The 12974-nt window shown below is 52.8% G+C and carries 12 protein-coding genes; 8 read left to right on the top strand and 4 right to left on the bottom strand.

Features of this window, described 5'->3' with window-relative positions:
• Positions 1 to 21 precede the first annotated feature (21 nt).
• On the bottom strand, positions 22 to 1902 hold the full coding sequence (locus tag ACKPCT_RS05255) for a SurA N-terminal domain-containing protein (protein ID WP_319568592.1): 1881 nt from the start codon (positions 1900 to 1902) through the stop codon (positions 22 to 24).
• A gap of 402 nt (positions 1903 to 2304) precedes the next feature.
• Here ACKPCT_RS05255 and tpiA point away from each other — a divergent pair, with 402 nt between their 5' ends.
• From tpiA to ACKPCT_RS05285, 6 genes are all read left to right on the top strand, one after another.
• Positions 2305 to 3057, top strand: coding sequence for a triose-phosphate isomerase (tpiA, locus tag ACKPCT_RS05260; protein WP_090071460.1), 753 nt, complete (start codon positions 2305 to 2307; stop codon positions 3055 to 3057).
• Between the two features lie 238 nt (positions 3058 to 3295).
• Positions 3296 to 3694, top strand: coding sequence for a preprotein translocase subunit SecG (secG, locus tag ACKPCT_RS05265; protein WP_319568593.1), 399 nt, complete (start codon positions 3296 to 3298; stop codon positions 3692 to 3694).
• A gap of 297 nt (positions 3695 to 3991) precedes the next feature.
• A complete protein-coding gene (locus ACKPCT_RS05270; RefSeq protein WP_319568594.1) occupies positions 3992 to 5623 on the top strand; it encodes a CTP synthase in 1632 nt (543 codons plus the stop codon).
• Between the two features lie 84 nt (positions 5624 to 5707).
• Positions 5708 to 6583, top strand: a complete 876-nt coding sequence (locus tag ACKPCT_RS05275; RefSeq protein WP_319568595.1) for a VOC family protein — start codon at positions 5708 to 5710, stop codon at positions 6581 to 6583.
• A gap of 28 nt (positions 6584 to 6611) precedes the next feature.
• Positions 6612 to 7442 carry a 3-deoxy-8-phosphooctulonate synthase gene (gene kdsA, locus ACKPCT_RS05280; RefSeq protein ID WP_319568596.1) on the top strand — a complete coding sequence of 277 codons (831 nt, stop codon included), beginning with the start codon at positions 6612 to 6614 and terminating at the stop codon, positions 7440 to 7442.
• Positions 7443 to 7718: 276 nt separating this feature from the next.
• Positions 7719 to 7898, top strand: coding sequence for a hypothetical protein (locus tag ACKPCT_RS05285; protein WP_090071448.1), 180 nt, complete (start codon positions 7719 to 7721; stop codon positions 7896 to 7898).
• 87 nt (positions 7899 to 7985) lie between these two features.
• Here the strand turns inward: ACKPCT_RS05285 and ACKPCT_RS05290 are convergent, their stop codons facing one another.
• Entirely contained in the window at positions 7986 to 8969 is a 984-nt protein-coding gene (locus tag ACKPCT_RS05290; protein ID WP_319568597.1) for a DUF1835 domain-containing protein, read from the bottom strand.
• Positions 8970 to 9430: 461 nt separating this feature from the next.
• On the opposite strand from ACKPCT_RS05290, the gene eno reads away from it, so the two are divergent.
• Positions 9431 to 10705: a phosphopyruvate hydratase gene (gene eno, locus ACKPCT_RS05295; protein WP_090071444.1), complete on the top strand. Its 1275-nt coding sequence runs from the start codon at positions 9431 to 9433 to the stop codon at positions 10703 to 10705.
• A gap of 245 nt (positions 10706 to 10950) precedes the next feature.
• Positions 10951 to 11301, top strand: a complete 351-nt coding sequence (locus tag ACKPCT_RS05300) for a DUF6693 family protein (protein ID WP_319568598.1) — start codon at positions 10951 to 10953, stop codon at positions 11299 to 11301.
• Positions 11302 to 11352: 51 nt separating this feature from the next.
• On the opposite strand, the gene ACKPCT_RS05305 is transcribed toward ACKPCT_RS05300, so the two are convergent.
• Both ACKPCT_RS05305 and ACKPCT_RS05310 read right to left on the bottom strand, forming a co-directional pair.
• Complete coding sequence (locus tag ACKPCT_RS05305) at positions 11353 to 12264, bottom strand: alpha/beta fold hydrolase (protein WP_319568599.1); 912 nt, start codon at positions 12262 to 12264, stop codon at positions 11353 to 11355.
• A 121-nt stretch (positions 12265 to 12385) separates the two neighbouring features.
• Complete coding sequence (locus ACKPCT_RS05310; RefSeq protein ID WP_319568600.1) at positions 12386 to 12952, bottom strand: DUF2087 domain-containing protein; 567 nt, start codon at positions 12950 to 12952, stop codon at positions 12386 to 12388.
• Positions 12953 to 12974 lie beyond the last annotated feature (22 nt).

Raw genomic sequence — 12974 nt, forward strand, 5'->3', positions numbered from 1 at the left:
GGATAAGGTCTTCAATTGTTACTAGCGCGTGCCGCTGACGACCTGGTTCATCATGGCTTCATTTACGGTGTAGCCAAGATTGCCCAGAATAGTTGCGCTCAACTGCGACAGCAGGTCTGTGCTCGCATTCTGGTTAAGGCGTGCCTTGATGGAATCAAGCTGCAGGGCATCCGGATCGAATTCAGGGTCTGTTACCTTGGCAACTTCCAGCACATATTGTGTTTCACCATCTACGGCCGTTGCTTTGTGGTGAAGCGGGCCTCCGAAGGCCTGCTCAACAGCTGAGGCTGGCAGATCGCCATGAACCTGACGGGTGATGTCGGTTGCGGTTGCAACATTCAGGCCCCGTTCTTCGGCCACGGCTGCAAGGCTCTTGCCGCCTTCAATTTCCTTGAGGATCTCTCCGGCCAGTTCCGCATTGCGGCTCTTGCGTTCGTCTTCCTTCCAGGCGGCGACAACATCATCATGCACTTCATCCAGAGCCCGATCACGGGCTTCTTCGATGTCAGTGACACGGAACCATGCAAAACCTGTATTTCCGATGTCGATCGGATCGGCCTCATAGTCGATGTCCGTATCAAACACCGAGGTCAGCAGGGTTTCCTGTTCTGGCAGGTCCGTTACCTCGCCACCTTGTTCCAGTTTGCCTGCCTTGGAAATTGTGGTGACGGTGCGTAATGGCAGATTGAGCTTTTGGGACACTTCCTCAAGCGTGGAGCCGCCCGCGCGCATATCCTCGACATTGTCGAACATGTCGAGCACTTCTCCATTGGCCCGATCTGCTGCAACTTCCGCCTTCATCTGATCCTTGACGTCTTCAAACGGCGTCGCATGCGCAGGGTCGGTCTTGGCGTTGCGCAGAAGCAGGAAGCCGAACTGGCCTTCAACCACATCCGATACAGCGCCTTCATCAAGCGAATAGATGGCCTCTGCAGCCGCCGGATCGGTGATTTCACTCTTGGCAAGCAGTCCGAAGTCAACGTCGGATTCGGTCAGATTGCGTTCTGCCATGATGTCTTCGAAGGTTGCGCCACCTTTGATCTTTTCAAGGGCTGCTTCTGCATCTTCTTTGGAGCCGAAGAGAATCTGCTGCATCTGGCGCTTTTCGGGCAGCTGAAAGCGATTGGAGACGCTTTCATAATAGGTCTGGGCATCTTCATCAGAAACCGCAGAAGGATCCATGATGTCTCCCGGTTCCAGCTTCAGCACCACGAAGGAGCGATATTCCGGAGCACGAAAGGCAATCTTGTTTTGCTCATAATAGCTGTTGAGCACGTCTTCGCTTGGCTCTTCAATCGCGTCCAGATCGGCTTCCTTGAGTGCTATGTAATCCACGTCGCGTTTTTCAAAGCTGAAATCGTTGAAGACCTTCAGGGTTGCTTCGGGCAGGGTGGAATTGCCGGTGAGGCCCTGTGCCAGCTGGCGGCGGACTTCCAGTTTTTCGCGGTTGGTCACATACCGGTCTTCCGTGGTGCCAGCATTGCGCAACACCAGAGCCATCTGATTGCGGTTGAACTTGCCGGCGGTCTGGAACGCTGGTTCCTCGGCGATGCCCTTTGCCAGCTCTTCAGAGGAAAGCCCCATATTGAAGTTGCTGGCCAGATCATTCAGGGTTGCTTCATTGATCATGCGTCCGAGAACCTGGTTAGGCAGCCCGAATGCTTGCGTCTGGGCTGCTGTCAGGCGCTGTCCGAGGCGACTCGACAGGCTGTTGACCTCGAGCAGCAATTCGCTCTGATAGTCGCGGGCGTCAATCTCGGTATCGCCGACCGTGGCAACGGTGCTTTGTCCGAAGCGGCCGAACACATCGGCGATGCCCCAGACTGCAAAACTCAAAACCAAAAGAAGCATCAGGAGCTTCGCGACAATTCCTGAAGCCATCGAACGCATAAATTCCATCATGGGATGGTGTGTCCTTCTTTCATACAGAACGAATGTTCGGGGTGCGCCGTTACAACGCCGTCTGCATTCTGTTCTGCCTTTTCAAAATGTTTGCCGGATCATAGAAAGCTCGATCCATCGCCGCAACCCAATCAGTCTAGAAAAGGAGGCAGAAATGGGGATGGGAGGGTATTTGTTCGCAAAAAGATTGCCTTCAGGCGCCATTGGCTTTTCAATTGGCTGGAAAATAGGGGGTAACTGATCAACTCTTGGCTTGTGTACCGTGCATTTTGTCTCCGGGCGGGGTAGAACCTGTAGTGCTAAAGTTGAATGCATGGTGGGGCGATGATGTCGTCTAACATTGACTTATTCAACGGAACCCATTCTATTGCCGATATCTGAAATATTGGAAGGAGCAGATTAATGAGCATCAAACCTCTTGTAGCCGGTAACTGGAAGATGAACGGGCTGAAAGCCTCCGCTGCGGAACTGGACGCGCTGATTGAAGGCTATGATGCCGATCTGGCTGCAAAGGCAGATACGATGATCTGTCCTCCATTCACGCTTGTTGCTTCTTTTGCCGAAAAAGCTGCTGACAGCGCTGTAGCCATCGGGGCACAGGATTGCCATTTCAACGTATCTGGCGCTCACACCGGTGATACCTCTGCCGAAATGCTCAAGGATGCCGGTGCTTCTGCCGTTATCGTTGGCCATTCCGAACGTCGCGCCGATCATGCTGAATCCAACGAAATCGTCAATGCCAAGGCTAAAGCAGCCTGGGATCAGGGGCTGGTTGCCATCATTTGCGTTGGTGAAACCGAAGCCGAGCGCAAATCCGGCGAAACCCTCAATGTTGTCGGGTTCCAGCTGGAAGGCTCTATTCCTCAAGGCGCAACGGCTGCCAATACCGTTATCGCTTACGAACCTGTATGGGCAATCGGTACCGGCCTGACGCCAACCGCAGAAGATGTTGCCGAAGTGCACAAGTTCATGCGTGACGAACTGGTCAAAGCCTTCGGTGCCGAAGGTGCCAACATGCGTCTGCTTTATGGTGGGTCTGTCAAGGCTGCCAATGCCGACGAGTTGATGGCGGTGGCCAATGTTGACGGTGCTCTGGTTGGTGGTGCCAGCCTGAAAGCTGCTGACTTCCTGGGCATTCTGGCAGCCTACAAATAAGCTTTGCAGCCTCGTGCTTGCGCTTTAATAAGCCTCGATGTGATCATTGCATGGCAACTCGGGGCTTGTTTCTTGCGCCTCTTGTGCCCAAATGAAGGCAAGAGCCAAGGAAAAAATGTCGTTGGCACTGGAATTGCGGCAAGTCTTGTTGTAGAAGACCACCCAGATTATGTGAACCTTATGCGTCGGGCCGCACTTGCTGCTGGCCCGATTGACTGTTTTAGAGACGGCCCAGACGATGGAATCAGTATTAATTGTCATTCACCTGCTGCTAGTTGGCGCGCTTGTTGTTGTAGTGCTGTTGCAGCGCTCTGAGGGTGGCGCACTCGGAATTGGCGGCGGTGGCGGCGGCGGTTTTATGTCCGGTCGCAGCGCAGCGAACCTTCTGACCCGAACCACAGCGATTCTGGCAACCGGGTTCTTCCTGACTTCTTTGGGGCTCACCATTCTGGCGGGGATGAAAAGCAAGCCATCTGACGTTCTTGATCAGGTGCCTGTCGTCGAGCAGAATCAGGCTGACCCTGCTTCCAATGCTGATGGCGCACCACAGGGCGGTGTCCTTGGTGAACTGAACAAGATTCAGGAAAGCACCACGGGCAATCAGCCTAGTGGACCTCAGGTGCCGACCTCGCAATAGGTGCGAAACGGGATTGTCGATGTGTCGACACGAGAGATCAATTCCAACCGGCCCTTGCCGATTATGCGAGGGCCGGTTTCTTTTATGTGTGGCGTCTATGCGCCAATCATGAAATATTAGGGGCGGAACCTAAACCAAAAGAATGGCACAAGAAAAAGTTCAACTTAATGGACAGGGCTGTTCTGAAAAATGGATGAGCGATGCTCACCTTTGCTTAACGGTGAGCGGCGCTTTAGTTGTTGGAACCGAGACGATTTGCTTGGCGAATCGGTACAAAGGGAAGTAACTTAAAGTTCCATGGCGCGATATATTTTCATAACTGGCGGTGTGGTGTCCTCGCTCGGCAAAGGGCTTGCGTCTGCGGCTCTTGGGGCGGCTCTACAAGCGCGTGGCTATTCAGTTAGACTACGCAAACTCGATCCTTATCTCAATGTCGATCCCGGCACGATGTCTCCCTATCAGCATGGGGAATGCTTCGTTACCGATGATGGTGCGGAAACGGACCTGGATCTGGGGCATTATGAACGGTTTACCGGCCGTCCTTCCAACAAGAAGGACAACATTACGACCGGTCAGATCTATCAGAATATCATCACAAAGGAACGCCGCGGCGATTACCTTGGCGGGACCGTGCAGGTCATTCCGCATGTGACTGATGAGATCAAGGCATTTATTCTAGATGGTAACGAAGACTATGATTTCGTGTTGTGCGAAATCGGCGGCACGGTGGGTGACATCGAAGCAACGCCTTTCTTCGAGGGTATTCGCCAGTTGGGCAACGAATTGCCTCGCGGGCAGGCTATTTATATCCATCTGACCCTTCTTCCCTATATTCCTAGCGCTGGTGAGCTCAAAACCAAGCCAACCCAGCATTCGGTCAAGGAACTGCGGTCTATCGGTATTCAGCCCAACATCCTGATGGTGCGCTGTGACCGTCCGGTTCCAGAATCAGAGCGCCGCAAGCTGTCGCTCTTCTGTAACGTGCGGCCTGAGGCTGTTATTCAGGCCCTTGACGTCAAGAATATCTATGAAGTGCCACTGTCTTACCATGAACAGGGACTGGATCGCGAAGTTCTGGCAGCCTTCGGCATCGATGGTGCCCCAAAACCGAATTTCGAAGTCTGGAAGAATATTCTTGATCGGGTTCACAACCCCGAAGGCGAAGTCACGATTGCGGTCGTGGGCAAATATACCTCACTTCTGGATGCCTATAAGTCCCTGATGGAAGCTCTGACCCATGGTGGCATTGCCAACAAGGTCAAGGTGAAAATCGACTGGATCGAATCCGATATCTTCGAAGAAGGCAGCGACCCAACCTCGCGGCTGGAGGGCGTGCATGGCATTCTGGTGCCCGGCGGCTTTGGCGAACGTGGGTCCGAGGGCAAAATTGCAGCGGCCAAATATGCACGCGAAAACAAGATCCCGTATTTCGGTATTTGTTTTGGCATGCAGATGGCTGTTATCGAAGCAGCACGCAATCTGGCGGGCATCGAGGATGCCACCTCTTCGGAGTTCACGCCGGAAGGCCATCATGTCGTTGGTCTGATGACCGAATGGAGCAAGGGCAACGCCAAGGAAGTCCGTGCACATGACGGTGATCTGGGTGGTACCATGCGTCTTGGCTCCTATGAAGCCCATCTGGCAGAAGGCTCCAAGATTGCAGAGATCTATGGCGACCGGATCATCCACGAACGGCATCGCCATCGCTATGAGGTCAACATCGACTATAAAGAGAAGCTGGAAGCCTGCGGGCTCAATTTTGCCGGCCTTTCTCCTGATGGGGTGTTGCCTGAAACGGTGGAGATCGCAGATCATCCATGGTTCATCGCGGTTCAGTATCATCCTGAGCTGAAATCCCGTCCGTTTGCTCCGCACCCGCTGTTCAAGTCCTTTATTGAAGCGGCCGTTGAGCAAAGCCGACTGGTATAATCAGAATTGCGAGGCGTGATCGAAGTCGGTTGCGCCTCGTTCCTGTTGAAGCAGACATAGACGACGTTTCCGGGAGGACTGGCCATGCTACGCGGCGTGGATCATATCGTAGTGGCGGTCAAGGATCTTGAAGCAGCACGCGCGCTCTATACCGCGCTTGGCTTTACGGTTACCCCGACCTTTCATCATCCCTTCGGAACCATGAGTGCTCATGTTCAACTGGACAGAAGCTTTCTGGAGCTGTTGGCTATTGAAGATGAGAGCCTTATGCCACCGCAAACGGAGGGAGACTTTTCCTTTGCGCGTTTCAATCTTGCCTTTCTGGAAAAGCGGCAGGGGGCTTCCATGCTCGTTTTGCGCTCTCTTGACAGGACTGCGGATCTGGACGCTTTCAAGGCGCTAGGGCTGCGCACCTTTCCTCCGTTTGACTTTGGCCGCAAGGCTGCATTGCCCGATGGTAGTGCGGCTGAGGTTGGTTTTGCTCTTGGGTTCGTCGAGAACCCGCATATGAAGGAAACCGGCTTTTTCGTCTGTCAGCATAAGCATCCGCCCGAGCTATTCTGGAAAGAAGAATTCCAGACCCATCGCAATGGTGCTACCTCCTTTGCCTCCGTTCTGTTTGTCGCACATAATCCGTCCGATCATCATGAATTTCTGGGAGGGTTTACCGGTCAGCGTGTCATGCGCTCGTCCAGTGCCGGAGTCGTGATGGACATGGATGGCAGCGACTTGCAGGTTCTGACGCCGTCGGCCTGCAAGGCCTTTTATGATCTTGACGTGCCGCACAATTTGCCTGAAGAAGGCGGCGTTCTGGGCGTGCGCATCAGAGTTGATATGGCGCGCGCCAAGGCTGTGCTTGATGAGGCTCATATTCCCTATTCTATCCATAATGGTCTGTATATTCTGCAAGCAGAAGCAACCGGTGGCGTTGGACTTGTGCTATGCGAAGCGTCTGACTGATCGCCCTTAATGAGAGTGAGATAAATCGATGACTGTACCCAATCCTGTTGTGTCTGCTGGTGCTGTGCAATTTGGCAACAATCTGCCACTGGCTGTGATGGCGGGGCCTTGCCAGATGGAAAGCCGCGATCACGCGCTGGAAATGGCCGCTGCACTGAAGGAGATTTCAGACAATCTCAATATCGGCATTGTCTACAAGTCGTCTTTCGACAAGGCCAACCGCACAAGCCTCAAGTCTCAACGCGGGATTGGGCTCGATAAGGCATTGCCAATCTTCGCCGAGATCAAGGAAACTTATGGCCTGCCAATCGTGACGGATATTCACGAGACGGAGCAATGTGCTAAAGTTGCCGAAGTCGCCGATATTTTGCAAATTCCAGCTTTTCTCTGCCGTCAGACGGATCTTCTGGTCGCTGCTGCGAAAACCGGAGCTGTGATCAACGTTAAGAAGGGGCAGTTTCTTGCGCCTTGGGACATGCGCAATGTAGCAGCCAAGATCGTCGATAGCGGCAATGCCAATGTCATGCTGACTGATCGTGGAACATCCTTTGGCTACAACACTCTGGTTACAGACATGCGTGGTCTGCCTATCATGGCGCAGACCGGCGCGCCGGTGATCTTCGATGCGACCCATTCTGTGCAGCAGCCAGGCGGGCAGGGGGAAACGTCGGGCGGCCAGCGTGAGTTCGTGCCGGTTCTTGCCAGGGCCGCCGTTGCTGTCGGTGTTGCAGGACTGTTTATCGAAACCCATGAAGATCCTGACCGAGCGCCAAGCGATGGCCCGAACATGGTTCCGATCAAGGAACTGGAGAAGCTGTTGGCGCAGCTGCAGAAATTTGACGCGATCGCGAAGGGCTGACCGCCTTATCATTTCTTGCGGCATGGTCATCAGAATTTGCAAGGCCGGAGCATGTGCTCCGGCCTTTTGCGTTTTATGGGGGCTTTGAAGGCAACGTGAAAAGGGCGGTTTGGCGGCGGCTGTGATGTTTTGCGGTTTGATCTGCGTCAAATTGCCTCATGTCTTTTACAGATCTGGACGACTACGTATTAATTCATATATACGCACTGAAAGAGACAAACAGTGAGTTAGAAAGAGCGTGGCGAACGCGTCTTGGCAATGTTTTGGAGGCGATTTATGAGCGAAGTAAAAATGTCAGATACCAAGCTGAGCACGATCCTGCTTTTGGGCCTTATTCTGCTGCTTGTTGCCTGGGGCTTTGCGATCGCTTCATGGGGATATGCCGCGATTATTATGCCTGCGCTTTTCCTGACCTTTGCATCCCTTGTCGCCCTGGTCTTCGTGACCAGAGGCTGACTTTTAGAATAAACGGTGGTGAGAAAAGGTGTCGGGATCAAGTCCTGGCACCTTTTTTCTTTTCTTTCACCTGCAGTTGCAGAGCCATCAAGCGGCGCGGTGATGCCTAAGGACTTCTCCTTCATCCTGCCAGCGCCAATGGTCGGTGGTTGTGAGTTCCGTGCCACCCCACCAGCGATGCAGTGCATTTTCAGAAATGAAGTCGGCCTTGCCATCAAGCAGGCTTTTGCCAAATTCTGTAATGTGAAGCTGAGCGGTGATGAATTCCTTGCGCTGGGCGCCATCTTCGAAAATGCGCGGCTGGAACTCCTGCGGCAGGCCGGTCAGGGTCGGGCGTGCGCAGAATTGCAAGGCCGAGAGAATCCGGAAAAAACTCCAGTCTCCCAGAAAGGCCGCTTCTTCCATATTGAGCACTTGCGCAAACAACATGCCGGGTCGATTGACGCCGCGATTGAGGCGATAAAGGATCTGCCGCTCGGTACGCGAGAGGCCATCCGGTCCGGGCAATTCCTGTAAAAGGCGCAGCAAGGCCTGCCCCATGAAAGGAAAACCGGGAATCGCATCCCGCCTGATTTCATCTATGGCTTCCGGTCCTCCGGATACATAGGCTTTCCAGGTGCGCGAGGCGAAGGCAAACATGCGATCAAGGACCGGCAGAGACAACTCTTGCAGCCTGCCGATCCTGTCGGCGGATTGCATGCCCAGATAAGCGGGTGACTGGACGATTGTGACATTGTTTATGCGGCCAAACCGGCTCAACATGTCGAGGATCTGCAAGATCTGAAGCTGGTCATAGAGGTCATGCTCGAACCAGAGTTCGATCTTCTCAAACTTCTGATGATTGCGCAGCAGCTCGAGCCGCGCCTTGAAATCTTCCTGAACCTTTTCCCGGGTTACGACATGGCCGTCTGCAAGTGTCTGCGCTCGCAGGGTTGCAAAGATCGTGTCATCTGCATCCGGCACAGGGCCTTCATGCAAAACATCCCGCCATGGCAATACAGTATCGCCAATGCCCGCCTGTGTGAGAAGATCTGCGGCCTGATCGCCGTTGGTGATAATCAGTTCAGTCACTTGAGGGCCTCGTTTGTTGGCTGGTTGAGGATTCTTCTGTCCGTATGTCTCGCGTGCTTGACCATTCTTTTCATTATGGTCGCCCATGGGAAGGGACTTACAGGAATTGTCCATAAAAAACGCACAATCGGGGATTAGCAATCATAAGCGCATAAATGATGCCGGAGGAATTTTCTGATTGCATTTGAGGCATTTGGAGCGTTGCTATCCTTACGCAAGTCCTAAAATGCACAAGTACGATTCGTGGATGCGAGAATTTGCGCAATTTCGCTTAATACTAAAGCCTAATTTTACACAGATCAAAGCGCCGGATCGCAAATGGCTGTAATCGGACTGACAAAATGCTCCCCTAGGGTTCATTTGTGCATAAAAACTGTTTCTTGCTCTATGATTCTCTCGCAAATTTCGATAGATAATCGAGCATCTGACTTTAACCAAATCATGCAAATTGAGGTACGATCATGACCGCAATTATTGACATCGTGGGTCGCGAGATCCTTGACAGCCGCGGTAACCCTACCGTTGAAGTTGACGTTGTTCTCGAAGATGGCTCCATGGGCCGCGCTGCCGTTCCATCAGGCGCGTCTACCGGCGTTCACGAAGCGCACGAGCTGCGCGATGGCGAAGAACGTTACGGCGGCAAAGGTGTCACCAAAGCTGTCGAAGCCGTCAATGACGAAATCTTTGATGCTCTGGTAGGTCTGGACGCTGAAAACCAGATCCAGCTTGACAAGGTCATGATTGAGCTTGACGGCACCGAAAACAAAGGCCGCATTGGCGCAAACGCCATTCTCGGCACCTCTATGGCTGTTGCCAAGGCTGCTGCTGCTGCTGCCGGTCTGCCGCTCTACCGCTATGTTGGCGGCATGAACGCTTGCACCCTGCCAGTTCCGATGATGAACATCATCAACGGCGGTGAGCATGCTGACAACCCAATCGATGTTCAGGAATTCATGATCATGCCGGTTGGCGCTGACAGCATCAAAGAAGCTGTTCGCATGGGCGCAGAAGTTTTCCACGCTCTGAAAAAGAACCTATCCAAAGCTGGTCACAACACCGCTGTTGGTGACGAAGGCGGTTTCGCACCGAACCTTGAATCCACCAAAGCTGCTCTGGACTTCATCATGCAGTCCATCAAGGACGCTGGCTTCAAACCGGGCGAAGACGTTTACCTCGCTCTGGACTGCGCTTCTTCCGAATTCTACGAAGATGGCAAATACAACCTCAAAGGCGAAGGCAAGGTTCTCGATTCTGCCGGCATGGCTGATTACCTCGCTGACCTGGTTGCTTCCTATCCGATCATCTCCATCGAAGACGGCATGGACGAAGACGATTGGGAAGGCTGGAAACTGCTGACCGCCAAAATCGGCGACAAATGCCAGCTGGTTGGCGACGATCTGTTCGTAACCAACACCGCCCGCCTCAAAGACGGCATCAAAATGGGCGTTGGCAACTCCATCCTCGTTAAAGTGAACCAGATTGGTTCCCTGACCGAGACCATGGAAGCTGTTGAAATGGCACATAAAGCATCCTACACCGCTGTTATGTCCCACCGTTCTGGTGAAACCGAAGATGCAACCATTGCTGACCTTGCTGTTGCTACCAACTGCGGTCAGATCAAAACCGGTTCTCTTTCCCGTTCGGACCGTTTGGCAAAATACAACCAGCTGATCCGTATCGAAGAAGAGCTTGGCCCAATGGCTAAGTTTGCTGGCCGTTCCATTCTGAAGGGCTAATATCAGGTTGTAGGACCATTCGGTTCGAGCTTGAAACTTGAATTTTTGACCGGCGCGTCCATTGGGCGCGCCGGTTTTTGTTTGTAATAGCAGAGACTTGATTGAGTAAAACTGGTCTTTACTATAAGTTGTGCAATTGTCGGTATGTGTGATTAATTATATGAAATTCCCGTTGTGGGACAGCATTCTTTAGGGGCTGACAGACCCTTGGCGATGCTTGAATATCAAGATAAGGACTTTGATAAATGAGTGGTTTCAAATGTGAGTTTCAATTGCTGGAAGCTCTGGGACTGATTATTCTCTGGTTTTTTCTCAGCTTAATTACTTTTGGGTTTGGTGCGGTGATCGCACCTTATTATCTGGCAAAAGCGCCGCTGAACCAGACATTTCTCGTTGACCAGCATGGCGGCAAACTGGCGCGCCTGCATGTCGACTTTAATCTGGGGCAGATTATTGGCCATGCGGTCATCTGGTTCATTCTGAGCATTTTTACCTGCGGCATTGCCTATATCTTCTATTGGTTCGCAGTGGTCCGTAAGTTGATCAATTCTTCGGTCTTCCTGCCAGTTAACACGAGTTCTGTACCGGCGGAATAACGGGCAGGATTGAAATGGGCAACCGGCCCGCCTTGTTTGCGCCGAAAGCTTCTACGTCTTTGTTGTATCTGCTTGCTGCGCTTCAAGAAAAGAGCTGACCAAGCTGCGTATCTCTTCGAGATGCGTAAACAATGCAACATGCTCTGCGTTCTTAACGGGGTGAAGCTCGGCAGTCTTGATCGTCTGTTGTGCGATCAAGGCGTGGTCGAATGGCACGACGGGATCTCTCTCTCCGTGAATGATCAGGGTTGGGCACTGGATGCAAGCAAAGGGAATATCTCTTTCTTTGCTAAACTGCTGAGTGTCATTGATGGTGCCAGGGAGCCGTTGCGGCATCCTGTCAAAGAGACTGTCTTGTAGGGCTTGCATTAGGGGCCATGCCTCCGTGTCGGCTTTTACCTGCTTTAGCAATGCCGGATCTGAGATGGATCGGCTTGCCGTTTTGGCCGGATCCTGTCTGGCGCGCTTTTGTAACCATGCGATCGCGCTCTCGGACTTCGATAGCAAACTCATCAGGCCAAGCCTCATACGAATAGCTCGTTTGACTGGTAAAAGCGTGGTGCAGCATGAAACAAGTATGAGTGCGGCGCATCTGTCTTGATATCGCGCCGCAAACTCGATCGCTGATGGGCCTCCTGCTGATATGGCCATGATCGCCGCACGGTCTATCTGCAATTCATCCAGCAGGCCGGCAAAGAGGTCGGCCTGTTCTTTTGGAGATTTCCGGCCAGAGAGGGGTGAGCCAAGATAGCCCGGTCGGGATAGGGGGATTGTTCTGATTGCGGGGCACGAACCAAGTGTGGCGATGCCAAGTAAGGCGCTTTGGTCGATGCCGCCCATGCCTCCGTGAATGAGAAGGCAGGCTGGAGCTTGGCTGTTTCCATTGCATGCATATTCGATGGGGCCTTTGCTGGTATGAATGGTCTGGCTCCTGGCCATGATTTTGTGCAGTGAAGCGGGCATACTATCTCGCTTTCCCGTGGGGCAGTTTTGCCAAGCTTTTTCAAGTCAGGGCATTTCTCTGCATGTGCCACGATGGATTTCAAAGGGAATTCGAACGGTCGTTCAGACTGGCGGCGGGCAATCAGGTTCTGGATGGTGTGCCTGTCTGTTCCTTGCGGGCCTTCATCAGCTGTATGAAGGTGCGGGCCGTTGCTGGCGGCGGCATTTCCTTGCGTCGATACTCGGCGCCGTTTGCTGTGCGTGTGAGATATTGTAGGTCCACCAAAGCACGGCGCAGGATCGCGTGATCCTCAAAGCCATTCTTGCTCTTCAACAAGGTGTTGACCTCACCTTCTGTGAGAGAGGCATGAGCGGGGAACAGAGACCAGAGCCACCAGAGGCACAAGTCTTTTTGCGCCTTCCTGCTTGGCCAACGGAGTAAGATTGCTTCCGAGCTTATATGGCGCAAGGTTTGTTCGATGAGATGATGATCAATTGCCTCAATCGGTCCAGAGGGCTTTGCTAGCCGTTGCTCTGCTGCGTGATTGGCTCTGAAATGTTGGAAATTCTTATAACCGGCCGCCCGCGCCAAAACATTGAGCCATTCAACATGACTGGGTGCAATGTTGGCTTGTCCGGCTGCCATTTTAAGGGATTTGGCAAGCGCAGAAATATCGTCGACCTGAAAGGGAATCGTTTGTTTAGACATGACTTATCCTCGACTTGTGCCG

This window comes from Cohaesibacter marisflavi (genome assembly GCF_963665895.2).
GTDB classification, from domain to species: domain Bacteria; phylum Pseudomonadota; class Alphaproteobacteria; order Rhizobiales; family Cohaesibacteraceae; genus Cohaesibacter; species Cohaesibacter marisflavi.